The sequence below is a fragment of the Cupriavidus sp. FW305-3-2-15-C-LB2 genome, from assembly GCF_058787575.1.
Genome location: NZ_JBYSZW010000055.1, coordinates 24,429 through 42,588 on the forward strand (window position 1 = coordinate 24,429; position 18,160 = coordinate 42,588).

Consider the following 18,160-nt stretch of genomic DNA (forward strand, 5'->3'; position numbering starts at 1 on the left):
AGGAATCTGGTAACACGAACTATAGTTCATCAATCAGATTTCATGCAAGCACTATTGTGCAGATCCTTCAAGAGGTGCGGGTCACCGTTCCTGATGCCGGGTTATTGCGCCCCTGCCGTCACAACGGCATGCGCAAGGCCTGGCGTACCAGCTCGCGCAGCGCGGCAAATGTGGGTTCCAGCGGCTGAGCGCTGGTGTCCAGCGAGAACTCCGCCTTGGAATAGAAGGCCGCGCGCCCGGCCAGGATATGGCGCAGGTCCTCCATCGCCTCCTTGCTGGCCGCCATCGGGCGGAAGTCGCCCTGCTCGCGCACCCGCTCCATATGGTCTTCCGGTTCCGCCTGCAGCCAGACTGTGGTGCAGTGGGCCAGCAACAGGTTGAAGGTGGCCGGATCAGAGACCAGGCCGCCGGGCGTGGCGATCACGGCCTCGGGATAGATCTGGATGGCTTCTTCCAGCGCGCGCCGCTCGTAGCGGCGATAGGCGTTCATGCCATACAGGCCCTGGATCTCCGAGATGCTGCAGCCGGCAAACTTCTCGATCTCGCGGCTCAGCTCAATAAAGGGGAAGTCGAGGTCTTCGGCCAGCATCCCGCCCAGCGTGCTCTTGCCGGCGCCGCGCAGCCCGATCAGCGCCACACGCGGGCTGCGCGCAGCCTGGCCGGCATTCTCGCCACCCGTGCCGAGCATCTCGCCCACGGCAATGCGCACGCGCCGCAGCGTGGCTTCGTCGCGGTGCTCCAGCAGTTCGCGCAACAGGATCCATTCAGGCGACGACGTGGTGATGTCGCCCAGCAGCCCGGCCAGCGAGCACTGCAGCGCATCGGCAATGTGCTGCAGCACCAGGATGGAAGCGTTGCCGCTGCCGTATTCCAGGTTGGCCAGGTGCCGCTCCGACACGCCGGCGGCCTGCGCGGCGGCCTTTCGGGTCAGGCCGCGGCAGGCGCGCAACTCGCGCACACGCTCGCCCAGCGCGACCAGAAACGGGTTCTTGTCAGTGCCGTTGGCAGCACGTGCATCTGAATCATGATGCAGGTCGACTTCCGGGGTTAACCCAGATTCATGCAATATAGTGCTTGACATGATTTCGGCGCGGCTCTATTTTTCATACATGCACAATAATGCATGAAGCCAGTGATGGCAACTGGCGAACCAGACGGAGCCCCCCACTATGTCCCCCACAGAATTCCGCAGCCAGATCGCGCAGTTCACCGCGCAACTGGCAGGCCGTCCGCTGGATGCCGCACTCGATGCCTGGCTCAATGCCGAGCACGGCGCCGGCAGCCCCACCTACCAGCAACTTAAGGACGCCTGCCAGGCCGGCGTGGCCGAAGGCTGGCTGTGCGACCGCGAAGGCGGCGGCATCCGCTACGGCCGCATCTTCAAGCCGGCCGACGACCTGCACGGCTTTTCCGTCGACGTGGTCGAGATGCAGGACATTGCCGGCCCGCATCACACCCATCCCAACGGCGAGATCGACCTGATCATGCCGCTCGAGGGCGACGCGCAGTTCGACGGCCGCCCCGCCGGCTGGCTGGTATGCCCGCCGGGCAGCGCCCACCGCCCCACCGTCAGCAACGGCCGCGCGCTGGTGCTCTACCTGCTGCCGGAAGGCCGCATCGACTTCACGCGCTGAGATTCCCGATGACTGAATTGCTATCCAACTACCTCGGCGGCAAGTGGCAGGCCGGCAGCGGTGCCGGCACGCCCTTGTTCGATCCGGTGCTGGGCGACGAACTGGTGCGCGTTGACGCCACCGGGCTGGACCTCGCTGCCGGCTTCGCCTTTGCCCGCGAACAGGGCGGCGCGGCCCTGCGCGCGCTGACCTATCGCCAGCGTGCCGCGTTGCTGGCTGACATCGTCAAGGTGCTGCAGGCCAATCGCGATGCCTATTACGACATCGCCACGGCCAACAGCGGCACCGTCAGGAACGACTCCGCGGTCGACATCGACGGCGGCATCTTCACGCTGGGCACCTACGCCAGGCTGGGCGATACGCTCGGCGACCGGCACTACCTGCCGGATGGCGAGGCCGTGCGGCTGGGCAAGGACCCGTTGTTCCAGTCGCAGCACGTGCTGGTACCGACGCGCGGCGTGGCGCTGTTTATCAATGCCTTCAACTTCCCGAGCTGGGGATTGTGGGAGAAGGCGGCGCCGGCATTGCTGGCCGGCGTGCCGGTGATCGTCAAACCCGCTACCGCCACCGCCTGGCTGACCCAGCGCATGGTGCGCGACGTGGTCGAGGCCGGGGCGCTGCCGGCCGGCGCGTTGTCGGTGGTGTGCGGCAGCTCGGCCGGCCTGCTGGACCAGTTGCAGCCCTTTGACGTGGTGTCGTTCACCGGTTCGGCCGATACGGCCGCGGTGATCCGCTCGCATCCCGCCATCGCGCAACGCTCTGTTCGCGTGAATATCGAAGCGGACAGCATCAATTCCGCCGTGCTGCTGCCGCAGGACGGCCCCGATACCGCCGCCTTCGACCTGCTGGCGAAGGAAGTCGTGCGCGAGATGACGGTCAAGTCCGGCCAGAAATGCACCGCGATCCGGCGCGTGTTCGTGCCTGAAGCGCTGTATGGCCTGGCCGCCGAGGCGATCGGCGCACGGCTGTCGAAAGTGACCGTGGGCAACCCGCGCAACGATACGGTGCGCATGGGTGCGCTGGTCAGCCGTGCGCAGTTCAACGCCGTGCAAGACGGGCTGGCAACCCTGCGCAAGCACGCACAGGTGCTGCATGACGGCACGCAGCAGGCGCTGGTCGATGCCGATCCGGCCGTGGCCTGCTGCATCGGCCCGACGCTGCTGGGCGTGGCCGATGCGGACGCCGCCGCCGCGGTGCACGACACCGAAGTGTTCGGCCCGGTGGCCACGCTGCTGCCCTATCGGGATACCGCCCACGCACTGGCACTCGTGCGCCGTGGACAGGGCTCGCTGGTGGCATCGCTCTATGGCAGCGACGCGGCCGCGCTCGGTGCGGCCGCCGTCGAGCTGGCCGACAGCCATGGCCGCGTGCATGTGATCTCGCCCGACGTGGCGCAGCTGCACACCGGCCACGGCAACGTCATGCCGCAATCGCTGCATGGCGGCCCCGGCCGCGCCGGCGGCGGCGAGGAACTGGGCGGACTGCGCGCCCTGCACTTCTATCACCGGCGCAGCGCCATTCAGGCCAGTACCGCGGTGCTCGACGAACTCGCCTGACCGTTCAAGCCAACCCGCTTCACCGCGCCGCCACGTCCGCATGGCGGCGCGCGGCACACCGTACACCAGCAACGGGGAGACACCCATGACCGCCACACCCGCAGAACCACCCGTCCGGCCACCCGGCACGTCCTTCAACTTTGCCGGGCACCTGCTCGGCTGCAATGCCGGGCGCGCCGGCAAGGTCGCCTATATCGATGACGACGGCCAGCTCACCTACGGCGAACTGGCGCAGCAGGTGCGGCGCCTGGCCGCGGCGCTGCTCGGCGCCGGCATCCGCCGCGAGGAACGCGTGCTGCTGCTGATGCACGACTGCAGCGACTGGCCGGTCTGCTTCCTGGGCGCGATGTACGCCGGCATCGTCCCGGTGGCCGTCAACACGCTGCTGACCGCCGACGACTACAGCTATATGCTGCAGCACAGCCGCGCGCAGGCTGTGCTGGTGTCGGCCGCGCTGCTGCCCGTGCTGCAGGAGGCGCTGGCCCGTCCGGGGCATGAAGTCAGGCAAATGTTCGTGTCCCGTGCGCATGAGCCTCTGCCCGATGGCATGACGGCGCTGGATGCGCTGCTTGCCGCGCAAACGCCGTTGCAGGCGCCTGCCGCCACCAGTTGCGACGATCCCGGCTTCTGGCTCTACTCGTCCGGCTCGACCGGCCAGCCCAAGGGCGTGGTGCACAGCCACGGCAACCCGTACTGGACCGCGGCGCTCTATGCAGGCCCGGTGCTCGGCTTGCAGGAGCAGGACGTCTGCTTCTCTGCGGCCAAGCTGTATTTCGCCTACGGGCTGGGCAACGGCCTCAGCTTCCCGCTCAGCGTGGGCGCCACCGTGGTGCTGATGGCCGAGCGGCCCACACCCGAGGCCACCTTCCGCCGCTGGCTGCAACACCGGCCAACGGTGTTCTTCGGTGCGCCGACAGGATACGCCGGCATGCTCGCCTCGCCGGCGCTGCCGCAGCGCGCCGAGGTCGCGCTGCGGCTGTGCTCGTCCGCCGGCGAGGCCCTGCCCGCCGATATCGGCCAGCGCTTCACCGCGCATTTCGGCTGCGAGATCATCGACGGCATCGGCTCCACCGAGATGCTGCATATCTTCCTGTCCAACCGCCCCGGCCAGGTGCGCTACGGCACCACCGGCTGGCCGGTGCCGGGCTACGCCATCGAGCTGCGCGACGAAGAAGGACGCCCGGTGCCCGACGGCGAGATCGGCGACCTCTATATCCAGGGCCCCAGCGCCGCGCTGATGTACTGGGCCAACCGCGAGAAGTCGCGCGAGACCTTCCGCGGCGGCTGGACCAAGAGCGGCGACAAATACGTGCACAACCCGGATGGCACCTACAGCTACGCCGGGCGCAGCGACGACATGCTCAAGGTCAGCGGCATCTACGTTTCGCCGTTCGAGGTCGAGGCCACGCTGGTGCAGCACCCGGCAGTGCTGGAGGCCGCGGTGATCGGCGTACCCGACCATGAAGGACTGGTCAAGACCAAGGCCTTCGTGGTGCTGAAGGCGGGCGCGCAGCTTGGCGACGGCGAACTGAAGGCCTTCGTCAAGGAGCGGCTGGCCGCCTACAAGTACCCGCGCGCGATCGAGTTCGTCGATACGCTGCCCAAGACCGCCACCGGCAAGATCCAGCGCTTCATGCTGCGCGAACGCGAACTGAAGGCCGCCGCAGAGCGCGCCGTCGCGGCGGCGTGAGCGGCAACGCCGCCCGCCCGTCATACCACCATACCGGAGACAAACCATGCGTCAGATCGATGTCCACAAGCTGGCCGACGAGGCCCGCTTCAACCGCTTCCATGCGCTCATCCTGTTCTGGTGCGCGCTGATCATCATCTTCGACGGCTACGACCTGGCCGTGGCCGGCATCGCCCTGCCGTCGATCATGAAAGAGATGGGCGTGACCGCAACCAGCGCCGGCTTCATGGTCAGCTCGGCGCTGTTCGGCATGATGTTCGGCGCGATCTTCCTCGGCACCGTGGCCGACCGCATCGGCCGCAGGCGCGCCATCGCCATCTGCATCGTGCTGTTCAGTGTCTTCACCGCGGCGGCGGGCTTTACCAGCGACCCGGTGACGTTCAGCGTCACGCGCTTCCTGGCGGGCCTGGGCATCGGCGGCGTGATGCCCAACGTGGTGGCGCAGATGACCGAGTACTCGCCGCGCAAGCTGCGCGGCACGCTGGTGACGCTGATGTTCAGCGGTTATTCGGTGGGCGGCATGCTGGCCGCGCTGCTGGGCAAGGGACTGATCGAAAGCTATGGCTGGCAGTCGGTGTTCCTCGCCGCCGGCCTGCCGGTGCTGCTGGTCCCGCTGGTGCTGCGCTCGCTGCCGGAGTCGATGCCCTACCTGCTCCGCACCGGCCAGACCGACGCTCTGCAATCCGTGGTATCGCGCCTGGTGCCGTCGCATCGCGCGCAAGCCGGCGACGTCCTTACGCTGGCTGCGGACGACAAGGCCGGCAGCGCGCCGATCCGCCGCCTGTTCCAGGACGGCCGCGGCTTCAGCACGGTGATGTTCTGGGTGGCGTTCTTCATGTGCCTGTTCATGGTGTACGCGCTCAGCTCGTGGCTGACCAAGCTGATGGCCGGCGCAGGCTACAGCCTGGGCTCGGCGCTGACTTTCGTGCTGGTGCTGAACTTCGGCGCCATGCTCGGCGCCATCGGCGGCGGCTGGCTGGCCGACCGCTTGCCGATCAAGCATGTGCTGATCGGCATGTACACGCTGGCGGCAGTGTCGATCACGCTGCTGGGCTACCCGATGCCCAGCGCAGCGCTGTTCGTCGTGGTGGGCCTGGCAGGTGCTTCCACCATCGGCACGCAGATCGTCACCTATGCCTATGCGGGCCAGTTCTATCCGATGGCGGTGCGCGGCACCGGCATCGGCTGGGCGTCCGGCGTGGGACGCAGCGGCGCCATCCTGGCACCGATCGTGATCGGCGTGCTGGTTGGGATGTCGTTGCCGTTGCAGCAGAACTTCATGGCGATGGCGATTCCGGCGGTGATTGCAGTGGGGGCGGTGTCGATGATCAACCACCGGAGGTCGGCGTCGGCGCAGGCGGAAGTCGCTGCGGCGCCGGTGCGAGGAACTGTGAAGGAGGCCTGAGAGAAGTCAACCGCCAGTTGTTCGCTCCCTCTCCCGCTTGCGGGAGAGGGAGCGAACCGGCAGCGCTGAAGGACGTAGCTTACTTGCTGCCCTTCACCGTCGTGTACGCCGTAATCAAATTCCGGTAATCCGGAATATGGTTCGAGAACAGCGTGCCCAGACCCTCGATGTCGTTGCGCCAGTCGCGGTGCAGTTCGCAAGCCACACCGAACCACGTCATCAGTTGCGCGCCAGCATCCGACATCCGCTGCCAGGCCGAATCGCGCGTGATTTCATTGAAGGTGCCCGAGGCATCGGTCACGACAAAGACTTCGAAACCCTCTTCGATCGCCGACAACGCCGGGAAGGCCACGCACACTTCGGTGACCACGCCGGCGATCAGCAGCTGCTTCTTGCCGGTGGCACGCACCGCGGCAACAAAGTCCTCGTTATCCCAGGCGTTGATCTGGCCCGGGCGCGGAATGAACGGCGCGTCAGGGAACATGGCCTTGAGCTCAGGCACCAGCGGTCCGTTGGGACCATCCTCGAAGCTGGTGGTCAGCACGGTCGGCAGCTTGAAGTACTTGGCCAGGTCGGCCAGTGCCAGCACATTGTTCTTGAACTTGTCGGGCTCGATATCCCGCACGAGCGACAGCAGGCCGGCCTGGTGATCGACCATCAGGACTGCGGCCTGGCTCTTGTCAAGGCGCTTGTAGGGCTTGCTCATGGTGTGCTCCTGTCAACAAAAAAAGGTACGTACGCTTGGCTTGAGCCACGCGTGCGTACCCCTGGGTATGCCGTGCGTTACCGGCAAGGCGTCAGCGCTGGGAGTCCAGCACCTCGTGCTTCTTCTCGACGTCCTGCGCCTTGAGATAGCTTTCAATCAGCAGGCGGTAGGCCGGGAAGATCTGCGTGTAGACCTCGGCCCATTCCTGCGCGTCCGGACGGTTCCAGCTCTGCTGCAGCTCCGAGGCCACGGCGGCGGTATCCATCGGCACCACGCCGGCCTGGACGACGCGCGCCAGGGTGATTTCCTGCGCCATCTTGGAATACGTGCCCGACGCATCGATCACCGCGAACACCTTGTAGCCGTCAGCCACCGCGCTGATCGACGGGAATGCCATGCACACGCTGGTGATGGTGCCGGCGATGATCAGGGTCTTCTTGCCGGTCTCACGCACCGCGGCGACGAAGTCGGGGTTGTCCCAGGCGTTGATCTCGCCCTTGCGCGCGACGTATTTGGCATGGGGGGCGTTTTCGTGGATTTCCGGGATCAGCGGGCCGTTCGGGCCTTGCGGCACGGATGCCGTCGTGATCACGGGCAGCTTGCACAGCGTCGCCATCTTGGCCAGCGCGGCCGCACGGGCGCGCAGCTCAGGCATCGGCATGTCGCCAACGGTCTGGAACAGGCCACTCTGGTGGTCGATCAGCAGCATGGCCGTATCGGCGGGATCCAATACCGGACGCTTGCCGTTGAAATTCGCGGGTGTGGTCATTTGGCTTTCTCCTATGCGGTTGGCGAAACCGGCGACTCCGGGCAATCCCCAAGCCGACCGTGTGGCCAAAGCATAGGTCTTGGCAAATCGCATCGCTAGGATGGAAAATCTGCCCTCAGCGTCCTACTGGCAGGACGACAGGAGCCGCCCGCTTGCATCCCGACCTGAATGACCTGTATTACTTCGCGCAGGTAGTCGATCACCAGGGCTTTGCGCCCGCCGGGCGCGTGCTCGGCATACCCAAGTCCAAGCTGAGCCGGCGCGTGGCGATGCTGGAAGAACGCCTGGGCGTGCGCCTGATCCAGCGCTCGACGCGGCGCTTCTCCGTGACAGAACTGGGGCAGACGTACTACGCCCATTGCAAGGCCATGCTGGTCGAGGCCGAAGCGGCCGAGAGCGCGATCGAGCAAACCCGCGCCGAACCCAGCGGCCTGGTGCGCATGAGCTGCCCGGTGGCGCTGCTGCACGCACGGGTGGGCGACATGATTGCGGATTTCATGGCGGCCAACCCCAAGGTCATCGTGCACCTGGAAGCCACCAACCGGCGCGTGGATGTGGTGGCGGAGGGGATCGACCTGGCCATCCGCGTGCGCGTGCCGCCACTGGAAGACAGCGACCTGGTGATGCGCGTGCTGGCCGAGCGCGCCTGGTGCTTCGTGGCCAGCCCGACGCTGCTGGCCGGCCATGGGCCGCTGCTGGCACCCGCGGACCTCAACGCGCTGCCAACGCTGGACCTGGGGCCGCCGCGCCCCTCGCACACCTGGTCGCTATACGGCCCCGATGGCGCCAGCGCCGAGCTGCACCACAAGCCCCGCCTGGTCACCGACGACATGATCATGCTGCGCACCGCGGCCGTGGCCGGTGCCGGCATCGTGCAGCTGCCGGTCATGATGATGACCGACCAGCTGCACGATGGCCGGCTGGTAAAAGTCCTGCCGGACTGGTCGGTCAGGGGCGGCGTGATCCACGCCGTGTTCCCGTCACGGCGCGGGCTGCTGCCTTCGGTGCGTGAACTGATCGACTTCCTGTCGCAGCGCTTCGCGCAGATCAGCGAACTCTAGGCATCGCAAGGCGGCCGCGCCAGGGGTACTGCCCGTCACGCGGGCAGGATTGGCCCGGAAGTGGTATCATCCAGGATCCTATGCACGGATCGGCAACGCCCGACCTCTGTGCGCCAGCCGCAAACAATCCCACAAAAGCATTAGCGGCGGCTTATCGGGCGTACACCCGATGCGTCTTTGGGCCAGCCGATGCAGAACGGCCCACCACCCTATCCGACCAGCGGCACGTCCGCTCCGCAACGATCGCTCCTGTACCTGGCGCATCGGCCTGCGCAGGCATGGTCCACTTCACGCCAGATGCAACGCCTGCGCAGCCGCGCGGGCCCGACGCTGGCCTACAGCAACGGCGAACGGCCGCCACCGCGCGACGCCTGCATCGGAACGATGCTCCGCGCCCCTGCGGCCGTGCCTCAGAACAGGCATCACATTGAATCGAGTCAACCCTACCCCTTACACCGTTTCCGTCTATCCCATCCAGCAGGAACCCGGCCTCTGGTTCGCGACCTACATGATTGCGGAATACCGCAATGGCGCCGAACGCATCGTCGCCAACGTGGCAATGCGCCACGACACGCACCGCTCTGAAGCCCGCGCCAGGCAGTCCGCCCGCCGTGCCGGCGAACGCGCCGCAGCACGCCTGCGCCAGCAGTAAGCCAGGCACCGTAAGCCCCATCCCATCGGCCAGTTGGTGTCCAGTTGGCCGTCACAACAGCTCGCGCACAAGCGGCGCGGCTACAGCAAGGAGCCTCCTTGGCAAAAGAAGAACTGGTCGAATTCGGCGGCAAGGTGTCGGAAGTCCTGCCCGACAACCGTTTCCGCGTGATCCTGGAAAACGGCTTCGAAGTCTGGGCGTATTCGTCCGGGCGGCTGAAGAAGAACCGCATCCGCGTGCTGGCGGGCGACCGCGTCACGCTGGAGATGTCGCCCTATGACCTCACCAAGGGGCGCATCAACTACCGGCACAAGTCGTAGGCCGTCGTCATGGCATGCGCCGCGCCGGCGCGTGCCGTCCCGCTAACGATTCATCCCTCAATCAAGGAGAACCGATCATGTCCGTCATCGAAGAATGGGAAGCCGTGCACCTGACGCCCGAAGGCTGGCAGGCAGGCAGTTACCGGCATGCACCGTGGCAGGCGGTTGAAGTCGCACCGCCCGCTTCCGGCGTGCTGACCGTCAGGCGCCACGTAACGGCCACCTATTGCGGGCCGTCGCGCGCGGTTGAAGACCGTACTCCCGAGATTACCGACATGGCGCTGATCGAAGCGCTGCTGGAGCGCCACGGCGACCCGGTATTCCAGATCTGACTGACCTGGCTTGACGACTGCGTGCGGCCTCAGCCAAGCACGCGCACATGCGGCCGGGCCGTCCTGAGCCCCGCGCCGACCGGCCTCAGTTCGCCGTCCCATGGCGCGGCGGCGAGGTCCAGCACCGCATCGCCCTCGCGCGCCTTGTCGTGCAGCTGGTCGCGCACCACCTGGCCGATGGCCAGGCGGCACAGCGCCTCGCCGCTGGCGGCAAGCTGGCCCTGCAGGGCCCCTGGCTCGGCCAGCACGCCGAACGACCGCCGCCCCATACCCACGAAGCTGGTAAACAACACCCCGGTGGGGCGCTCCGCATCGATAAAGCAGACCGCAACGTGATAGGTGATGCCTTTGCCCTCACCGGGCAACGTGCACAGAAAACCTGATGACCCCGAACGCATGTCCATGAACGGACTCCTTGCAGTCTGACGGATAGCGCCGCGCCTGTTTCCCCGCTCCGCAACTTGGCCTGTGACCAGGCCGCGCTACGGAACCGGATACCTAGATCGACGTCACGGATTCGCCGGCGACCAGGCCATTGATGATGTCTTCGCCGAACTGCAGCGCGCCGCGGCGCGCCGAGCCGATGTTCTCCCAGCGCGACTCGCTCATGGGGTACACGCGCGCATGGTCGCTGCCAGGGCGATAGCCCTCGCGGCAAATCACGATCGACGCGAGGAAGCTGTTGTCGGGCTTGGTGCGCGGCCAGGCCTGCTCAGGCCGATGGCGATAAACCAGGGGATACAGATCGAAACCCTTGTAGCTGGCAAAGGGCGTACTGCCGGGAACAGTGTTGCCGGGACTGCGGCTGGGACTGCTGTCGCTCACGACATCTCCATGCGGCATCGTGCCGCGCTGATGGGAAGGATTGCTGAACTCATTGGATCACGCGCACGGCATGAGCCATGGCCCGGCGCGGGCGTCAGCGGCGCAAATGCACCACGGCGCCAGGGCCCGTCGTCGGAGCTTCAGGATGCCATCGGCGCGCCGGCCGCTATTACCGACACCCCCGGCACCGCGCCATTGATGATGGCCTCGGCATAGCGCAACGCACCGCGTCGCGCGCCACCGACGTTATCCCACGGTGCGGCGTCCAGGCGGAACGTGCGCGCCTGCATGCCTTCGGGCGACTCGCCTTCCAGGCAGATCACCACGGCAGCATCGAAGGAACGGTCCGGCCGCGGCTCGGGCCACACGCGCTCGGCGGCGTGCTTGTACACAAGGGGATAGAGGTCGTAGCCCTTGTAAGTTGCAGCCGGATAGATATCCATGGCAGCCTCCGCCGTTTGGTGATCCTGCCCCCACTCTACGCTTGTTGCCGCGCCAGCAGTGGCTTTATTTCACGGTTGCGGGGAATTGCGGCAACGGAAATAAAAAAGCTCCGCGTTGGCGGAGCTTTTTTCATTGGACTGGCGCCTCGGCGCTCAGCTCAACTCAGGTCGGTGCGATTCAGATCGGCTCGATCTTGGTCGCGGCCGGGCCCTTTTGGCCGACGCCAGCGACGTAACGCACCTTCTGGCCTTCTTGCAGCGACTTGAAGCCGTTGCCCTGGATTTCGGAGAAGTGCGCGAACAGGTCGTTGCCGCCTGCATCAGGCGTAATGAAGCCAAAACCCTTCGAATCGTTGAACCACTTGACGGTACCGGTTTCCATGTTGGATTCCTCAATAAGTTTTTTCTCACCGGCAAAAGCGCCGGCAAGGCATGACGATCAAGGAAGACACAAGGAGAAAAAGTGGCGCCGTGTGGGCAAGCACCTGGACTTCTAGGTTGCTGCTTGAAAGATCCTGCACTCATCCTTATACAGGCCCCACCCAGGCGTGTCAACGAACTTCACCGGATCGGGCCCAAATCACGGGGAAAGTGCGGGTTGAGGGTCTCGCCGGGCGAAATCCTGTGTATGCGGCATGTACCCCTCCCACTTCCGGCCCTGAAGGCGCCGGCATGCTACAGTGGCCGATCGAACGGAACAGACACGGATGACACTCTGCACTGCCTGCCAGGCCATTGAACGCCACGTGCGCGGCGCCCCCGGGCACGCGGCACTGCGCATCACCGACACCCGACGCATCAAGCCCGCCGGCTCCGCCGCCGTCACCATCAGCAGCTTCGTCTGCCAGGACTGCGGCGCGCTCTGGACCTACCGGGACCAGAAGAGCGGCCCGGAACAGGGGTGGGACATCCATATGGAAGCGCAGCAGCCATAACGCCTTCCGCGGCGCAAAAGAAAAACCCCGGGCCAGGACCCGGGGTTGCGACACCTGCCGGCCCGCCGAGCGGGCCAGTCCGGTCAGGCCGTCACGGTCGACAGCGCGGCGTTCAGCGTCTGGCTCGGGCGCATTGCGGCGCTGAGCTTGTCGGCTTCCGGCATGTAGTAGCCGCCGATATCCACCGGCTGGCCCTGCACGGCGCCGAGTTCGCCAACGATCTTCTGCTCGTTGTCGGTCAGCGTCTTGGCCAGCGGCGCGAACTTCGCGGCCAGTTCGGCGTCCTCCGACTGGGCGGCCAGTTCCTGCGCCCAGTACATCGCCAGGTAGAACTGGCTGCCGCGGTTGTCCAGCTGGCCGGTCTTGGGCGACGGGCTCTTGTTGTTGTCCAGCAGCTTGCCGGTGGCAGCATCCAGCGTCCTGGCCAGGATCTTGGCCTTGGCATTGCCGGTCTTGATGCCAACGTCTTCCAGCGACACCGCCAGCGCCAGGAACTCGCCCAGCGAATCCCAGCGCAGGTGGTTTTCTTCCACCAGTTGCTTGACATGCTTCGGAGCCGAACCGCCGGCGCCGGTCTCATACATGCCGCCACCGGCCATCAGCGGAACGATCGACAGCATCTTGGCGCTGGTGCCCAGTTCCATGATCGGGAACAGGTCGGTCAGGTAGTCGCGCAGGATGTTGCCGGTCACCGAGATGGTGTCCAGGCCGCGGATCACGCGCTCCAGCGTGTAGCGCATGGCGCGCACCTGCGACATGATCTGGATGTCCAGGCCATTGGTGTCGTAGTCCTTCAGGTAGGTCTCGACCTTCTTGATCAGCTCGGCTTCGTGCGGACGGTACGGGTCCAGCCAGAACACCGCCGGCATGCCCGAGTTGCGCGCGCGCGTCACGGCCAGCTTGACCCAGTCGCGGATCGGCGCGTCCTTGACCTGGCACATGCGCCAGATGTCGCCCTGCTCGACGTCCTGCGTCAGCAGCACTTCACCGGTGGCCAGGTCGACGATGTTGGCGACGCCGTCTTCGGCGATCTCAAAGGTCTTGTCGTGCGAGCCGTATTCTTCGGCCTTCTGCGCCATCAGGCCCACGTTGGGCACGGTGCCCATGGTGGTCGGGTCGAAGTTGCCGTTGGTCTTGCAGAAGTTGATGATCTCCTGGTAGATGCGGGCAAAAGTGCTTTCCGGGATCACGGCCTTGGTGTCCTTCGGACGGCCGTCGGCACCCCACATCTTGCCGCCGATGCGGATCATGGCCGGCATCGAGGCATCCACGATCACGTCGTTGGGCGCGTGCAGGTTGGAAATGCCCTTGGCCGAATCCACCATCGCCAGTTCCGGGCGATGCTCGTGGCAGGCGTGCAGGTCGCGGATGATCTCTTCGCGCTTGGAGCTGGGCAGCGCCTCGATCTTCTCGTACAGGTTGACCAGGCCGTTGTTGACGTTCACGCCCAGTTCGTCGAACAGCGCGCCGTGCTTGGCGAAGGCTTCCTTGTAGAAGATCTTGACGGCGTGGCCGAACACGATCGGGTGCGACACCTTCATCATGGTCGCCTTGACGTGCAGCGACAGCATCACGCCGGTCTTGCGCGCGTCTTCGAACTGCTCTTCATAGAAGTCGCACAGCGCCTTCTTGCTCATGAACATGCTGTCGATGATCTCGCCATCCAGCAGCGAGACCTTGGGCTTGAGCACGATGGTCTTGCCGCTCTTGGTGACCAGCTCCATCTTGACGTCACGCGCGCGGTCCAGGGTCATGGACTTTTCGCCGTGGTAGAAGTCGCCATGCTTCATGTGCGCCACGTGCGTGCGCGAGGCCATGCTCCACTCGCCCATGCTGTGCGGGTGCTTGCGCGCGAAGTTCTTGACCGCTGCCGGTGCGCGGCGGTCGGAGTTGCCTTCGCGCAGGACCGGGTTCACGGCCGAGCCCAGGCACTTGGAATAGCGCTTCTGGATTGCCTTTTCTTCGTCGTTCTTCGGATCTTCCGGATAGTCCGGCACCTTGTAGCCCTTGCCCTGCAGTTCGCGGATGGCGCTGACCAGCTGGTGCACCGAGGCGCTGATGTTCGGCAGCTTGATGATGTTGGTGTCCGGCAGCTGGGTCAGCTTGCCCAGCTCGGCCAGGTTGTCCGGCACGCGCTGCGCTTCGGTCAGGAATTCGGGGAACTCGCCCAGGATACGGCCCGCCACCGAGATGTCGCTGGTGGTGACGTTGATGCCGGCGGGCTTGGTGAAGGTCTGGATGATCGGGAGGAACGCACTGGTCGCCAGCAGCGGAGCTTCGTCGGTCAGCGTGTAGATGATGGTGGGTTGCTGGGTACTCATTGCTTCTCTCAGATCCTCGAACGGGTGGTAGGACATCCGCCTGCTGGGTCACAGCGCGGCGGCATACTAGGCGAAAAATAGAATTTTGCCTCAGTTTGCTTTCAGGGGCCTGAAAACCCACTGCTTTTTGCGCGGCTATCGGCAGAAATCCGGATGCCGGTGCCGCGTTGGGCCCGCCCGCACAGCATGATCGTTCGCAGATTGCACCGGCACGGTGCCCATATCGCATCTACGCTGCGACGCAACATGCCGGGGCCGTGCGCCCCACGGATCACAGTTCTGTCAAACTCGGCGCCGACAATGCAGGGTTTTGTCCTCTTCAACGCCAAGGAAAACCACAATGTCTCGTCATTTGCTGCTGGCCCCGGCGGCCATCGCACTGGGCTGCCTGGGCGCGGCGCAGGCGTGGGCGCAGGCCCCTGCCGCCTACCCCGCCACGCTGGCAGGCCACGCTATGCTGCCGGCCCAGACCCTGCTTGCCGTGCCGAAGGACGCGCCTGCTGACCTGCAGGTCAGCGGCAAGTTCACCACCGCGAAGCGCGTGGACACGCCGGGCACGGTCGAAGGCAAGTCCAATGGCCGCCCCACCGGCGTGTCGCTGCCGTTCCGCGGCCAGCCGGCACAGGGGCATTCCGGCATCAAGCGCATGGCCGACGGCAGCTTCTGGGTGCTGACCGACAACGGCGCCGGCGCCAAGGCCAACTCGCCGGACTTCATGCTGTACCTGAACCACTACAAGGTGGACTTCGGCAGCGGCCGCCTGCAGCGCCTGAAGACCATCTTCCTGCACGACCCGGACCAGAAGGTGCCGTTCCGCATCGTCCACGAGGGCACCAGGCAGCGCTACCTGACGGGGTCGGATTTCGATACGGAGAGCTTCCAGTTCGCCGATGGCGCGATCTGGATCGGCGACGAGTTCGGCCCGTTCCTGATCAAGGCGGACCTGGACGGCAAGGTGCTGGCCGTGTTCGACACCAAGGTCGACGGCAAGGTGGTGCGCTCGCCCGACCATCCCGCCGTCACCGCGCCCGGTGCGCCAGACGGCAGCGTGAAGTTCCAGGTGCGGCGCTCCAAGGGCTTCGAGGGCATGGCGTCCTCGCCCGATGGCAGCAAGCTGTACGCGCTGCTGGAAGGCGCGCTGTGGGACGAGGCCGCCAAGGGCTACGAGAACGAAGGCGGCAAGCCCTACCTGCGCGTGCTGGAGTTTGATGTCAGGCAGCAGGCCTGGACCGGCCGCCACTGGAAGTACGTACTGGAAGGCGCCAGCCACGCCATCGGCGACTTCAACATGTTCAATGCCACCACCGGCCTTATCATCGAGCGCGACAACGGCGAAGGCACGCCGGACAAGGCCTGTCCGGCCGGGCAGAAGCGCCCGGACTGCTTTGACGATGTGGCGAAGTTCAAGCGCGTGTACAAGGTCGAGCTGAGCGATGCCAACGCCGGCGGGCCGCTGCGCAAGATCGGCTATATCGACCTGCTGCGCATTGCCGACCCGGCCAAGCTTGCGCGCAAGCCGTTGACCGATGGCGTGCTGGCGTTCCCGTTCTTCACCATCGAGAACGTCGACGTGGTCGACGCCACGCATATCGTGGTGGGCAACGACAACAACCTGCCCTTCAGCAGCAGCCGCGAGCCGAACAAGGCGGACGACAACGAACTGGTGTTGCTGGAGGTGGGGGAGTTCCTGAAGGCGCGGTGAGCGTCTGCTGTGATGGGGGGTGCTCCCCTCTCCCGCTTGCGGGAGAGGGGAGAAAACAAACAGGCTACGCTTACGCCGCCAGCCTGAACGTCGACACCGCCTCCTTCAGCCGCTGCGCCTGCTCCTCCAGCGAGCCTGCTGCAGCAGCGGCCTCTTCCACCAGCGCCGCGTTCTGCTGCGTCACGGTATCCATCTGCGTCACCGCCTGGTTGACCTGCTCGATCCCGGCGCTCTGCTCGGCCGAGGCCGCGCTGATCTCGCCCATGATGTCGGTCACGCGCTTGACAGCGGCAACGATCTCCACCATGGTCTGGCCGGCCTGCGTCACCTGCATGGAACCCTTCTCGACGCGATCGACCGAATCGCCGATCAGCGCCTTGATCTCCTTGGCTGCGGAAGCGCTGCGCTGCGCCAGCGTGCGCACCTCGCCCGCGACCACGGCGAAGCCGCGGCCCTGTTCGCCGGCGCGCGCGGCTTCCACCGCGGCATTGAGCGCCAGGATATTGGTCTGGAAAGCGATGCCTTCAATCACGGCGATGATGTCGACCACCTTCCTCGACGCGCCGTTGATCTCCTCCATGGTCTCGGCGACCTTGCCCGCCGCGTCGCCGCCCTTCTCGGCGATGTCCGAGGCATTGACCGCCAGCGTGCTGGCCTGGCGCGCGTTGTCGGCGTTCTGGCGCACGATGCTGGTCAGCTCTTCCATGCTGGCCGCGGTCTGCTGCAGCGACGAGGCCTGTTCTTCCGTGCGCTGCGACAGGTCGGTGTTGCCGGCCGCGATCTGGCTGGTGCCGGACACGATCGACTCGGTGCCCGCGCGCACCTGGCGTACGATGCGCAGGATATTGGCGTTCATGTCCGCCAGTGCCTGCAGCAGCTGTCCGGTTTCATCGCGGCTGTCGACGTCGATGCGGCTGGTCAGGTCGCCCGACGCCACGGTGCGCGCCACCGCCACGGCGCGATGCAGCGGCCGCGTGATGCCTGCCGTCAGCCATACCGAGAACGCGATGCCGATCGCCAGCACCACCACGCCGAGCCCGATCAGGCTGTTGCGGGCGTTGACGTAGATGCTGTTGATCTCGCGCGCGGTGGCGTCGATGCTGGCGCGCTGGATGTCGAGCAGCTTCTGGATCTCGCCCAGGTAGGCGTCGCCGGCCGGGACGAACTCTTTCTCCAGCACCTGGTTGGCCTCTTCGGTCAGCCCCTCTTGCTTGAGTTTGGTGATCTTGTCGCGGCCGTTGTTGTACGGGTCGCGCACGCTCAGGATCTTCTGGAATGCGGCCTTTTCCTCGGCCGAGCTGAGCATGGGCTGGAGCTTGTCGCGCAAGGCGGCGATGCCTTCGATCGACGCCTTGGTCTCGGCCGCGAAGAACGCGCCGAGCGACGGGTCGGCACTGCGCGCCACCGCCGTGGTGCGGCGCACGCTGGTGTGCATGAGGCGGTACCAGTCGCTGACCAGCCGCTCCTTGGTCAGCGGCTGCTGCATCATCGCGTGCGTGCGCTCAGCCACCTGTTGCAGGCGCATCATGCCGAATACCGTCATGAGCGCAGAAAGCAGCAATACCACCCCAAAGCCGATGCCGAGGCGTACCCCGATGCCTAGATTCTTCATGTCTTCTACCTGATTAGCACTGGTTACGGCGAAGTGCCGGTCCGCGCCTGGGACCGGCGCGGCGTTCTTCGCTCTCATCGTCCGCGGACGGGCCCGGTCGGGCCAACGCACTTGCGGGCTATGGATGCCAACGGCATGGGGTCCGGGAACTTTAGGGTCTTCCTCGATTGACGGCCAGAAGTGTGCGGATACCGGCT

19 protein-coding genes are annotated in these 18,160 nt (G+C 65.8%); 10 read left to right on the plus strand and 9 right to left on the minus strand.

The features are described 5' to 3' along the window. Positions 1–118: 118 nt before the first annotated feature. Positions 119–1,081, minus strand: coding sequence for a helix-turn-helix transcriptional regulator (locus AC3WRR_RS29570; protein WP_011617543.1), 963 nt, complete (start codon positions 1,079–1,081; stop codon positions 119–121). Positions 1,082–1,169: 88 nt separating this feature from the next. Between AC3WRR_RS29570 and AC3WRR_RS29575 the strand changes: the two genes are divergently transcribed. From AC3WRR_RS29575 to AC3WRR_RS29590, 4 genes are all read left to right on the plus strand, one after another. Further along, a complete protein-coding gene (locus AC3WRR_RS29575; protein ID WP_010812842.1) occupies positions 1,170–1,634 on the plus strand; it encodes a DUF4863 family protein in 465 nt (154 codons plus the stop codon). Between the two features lie 8 nt (positions 1,635–1,642). After that, positions 1,643–3,190, plus strand: a complete 1,548-nt coding sequence (locus AC3WRR_RS29580) for a 3,4-dehydroadipyl-CoA semialdehyde dehydrogenase (protein WP_011617544.1) — start codon at positions 1,643–1,645, stop codon at positions 3,188–3,190. An 85-nt stretch (positions 3,191–3,275) separates the two neighbouring features. After that, entirely contained in the window at positions 3,276–4,880 is a 1,605-nt protein-coding gene (locus tag AC3WRR_RS29585; protein ID WP_492298825.1) for a benzoate-CoA ligase family protein, read from the plus strand. Between the two features lie 46 nt (positions 4,881–4,926). Next, positions 4,927–6,285 carry an MFS transporter gene (locus tag AC3WRR_RS29590; protein ID WP_492298826.1) on the plus strand — a complete coding sequence of 453 codons (1,359 nt, stop codon included), beginning with the start codon at positions 4,927–4,929 and terminating at the stop codon, positions 6,283–6,285. A gap of 79 nt (positions 6,286–6,364) precedes the next feature. On the opposite strand, the gene ycaC is transcribed toward AC3WRR_RS29590, so the two are convergent. Both ycaC and AC3WRR_RS29600 read right to left on the minus strand, forming a co-directional pair. Next, positions 6,365–6,991 carry an isochorismate family cysteine hydrolase YcaC gene (gene ycaC / locus AC3WRR_RS29595; RefSeq protein WP_010812838.1) on the minus strand — a complete coding sequence of 209 codons (627 nt, stop codon included), beginning with the start codon at positions 6,989–6,991 and terminating at the stop codon, positions 6,365–6,367. 91 nt (positions 6,992–7,082) lie between these two features. Then, positions 7,083–7,760: an isochorismatase family protein gene (locus AC3WRR_RS29600; RefSeq protein WP_010812837.1), complete on the minus strand. Its 678-nt coding sequence runs from the start codon at positions 7,758–7,760 to the stop codon at positions 7,083–7,085. Between the two features lie 152 nt (positions 7,761–7,912). On the opposite strand from AC3WRR_RS29600, the gene AC3WRR_RS29605 reads away from it, so the two are divergent. The 4 genes from AC3WRR_RS29605 to AC3WRR_RS29620 all read left to right on the plus strand — a co-directional run bounded on the left by AC3WRR_RS29605 (position 7,913) and on the right by AC3WRR_RS29620 (position 10,125). Beyond that, entirely contained in the window at positions 7,913–8,821 is a 909-nt protein-coding gene (locus tag AC3WRR_RS29605; protein WP_454749696.1) for a LysR family transcriptional regulator, read from the plus strand. Between the two features lie 427 nt (positions 8,822–9,248). Further along, positions 9,249–9,473 carry a hypothetical protein gene (locus tag AC3WRR_RS29610; RefSeq protein ID WP_037023361.1) on the plus strand — a complete coding sequence of 75 codons (225 nt, stop codon included), beginning with the start codon at positions 9,249–9,251 and terminating at the stop codon, positions 9,471–9,473. A 98-nt stretch (positions 9,474–9,571) separates the two neighbouring features. Further along, positions 9,572–9,793, plus strand: coding sequence for a translation initiation factor IF-1 (gene infA / locus AC3WRR_RS29615; RefSeq protein WP_008646230.1), 222 nt, complete (start codon positions 9,572–9,574; stop codon positions 9,791–9,793). A gap of 77 nt (positions 9,794–9,870) precedes the next feature. Beyond that, complete coding sequence (locus tag AC3WRR_RS29620; RefSeq protein WP_010812834.1) at positions 9,871–10,125, plus strand: hypothetical protein; 255 nt, start codon at positions 9,871–9,873, stop codon at positions 10,123–10,125. 29 nt (positions 10,126–10,154) lie between these two features. On the opposite strand, the gene AC3WRR_RS29625 is transcribed toward AC3WRR_RS29620, so the two are convergent. From AC3WRR_RS29625 to AC3WRR_RS29640, 4 genes are all read right to left on the minus strand, one after another. Next, positions 10,155–10,529: a hypothetical protein gene (locus tag AC3WRR_RS29625; RefSeq protein WP_454749697.1), complete on the minus strand. Its 375-nt coding sequence runs from the start codon at positions 10,527–10,529 to the stop codon at positions 10,155–10,157. A 94-nt stretch (positions 10,530–10,623) separates the two neighbouring features. Further along, positions 10,624–10,950 (minus strand): hypothetical protein, encoded by a 327-nt coding sequence (locus AC3WRR_RS29630; RefSeq protein ID WP_010812832.1) that lies wholly within the window; start codon positions 10,948–10,950, stop codon positions 10,624–10,626. Positions 10,951–11,090: 140 nt separating this feature from the next. Beyond that, complete coding sequence (locus tag AC3WRR_RS29635; protein ID WP_010812831.1) at positions 11,091–11,393, minus strand: hypothetical protein; 303 nt, start codon at positions 11,391–11,393, stop codon at positions 11,091–11,093. A gap of 178 nt (positions 11,394–11,571) precedes the next feature. Then, the gene (locus tag AC3WRR_RS29640) at positions 11,572–11,775 is read right to left on the minus strand and encodes a cold-shock protein (RefSeq protein ID WP_010812830.1); all 204 of its coding nucleotides are present in this window, start codon (positions 11,773–11,775) and stop codon (positions 11,572–11,574) included. Positions 11,776–12,100: 325 nt separating this feature from the next. Between AC3WRR_RS29640 and AC3WRR_RS29645 the strand changes: the two genes are divergently transcribed. Then, the gene (locus AC3WRR_RS29645; RefSeq protein ID WP_010812829.1) at positions 12,101–12,328 is read left to right on the plus strand and encodes a hypothetical protein; all 228 of its coding nucleotides are present in this window, start codon (positions 12,101–12,103) and stop codon (positions 12,326–12,328) included. An 83-nt stretch (positions 12,329–12,411) separates the two neighbouring features. Here AC3WRR_RS29645 and AC3WRR_RS29650 read toward each other — a convergent pair whose 3' ends face one another. Beyond that, the gene (locus tag AC3WRR_RS29650; protein WP_010812828.1) at positions 12,412–14,649 is read right to left on the minus strand and encodes an NADP-dependent isocitrate dehydrogenase; all 2,238 of its coding nucleotides are present in this window, start codon (positions 14,647–14,649) and stop codon (positions 12,412–12,414) included. Positions 14,650–14,989: 340 nt separating this feature from the next. Here AC3WRR_RS29650 and AC3WRR_RS29655 point away from each other — a divergent pair, with 340 nt between their 5' ends. After that, entirely contained in the window at positions 14,990–16,351 is a 1,362-nt protein-coding gene (locus AC3WRR_RS29655) for an esterase-like activity of phytase family protein (protein WP_492298829.1), read from the plus strand. A gap of 70 nt (positions 16,352–16,421) precedes the next feature. On the opposite strand, the gene AC3WRR_RS29660 is transcribed toward AC3WRR_RS29655, so the two are convergent. Further along, complete coding sequence (locus AC3WRR_RS29660) at positions 16,422–17,963, minus strand: methyl-accepting chemotaxis protein (RefSeq protein ID WP_011617550.1); 1,542 nt, start codon at positions 17,961–17,963, stop codon at positions 16,422–16,424. Between the last annotated feature and the right edge of the window lie 197 nt (positions 17,964–18,160).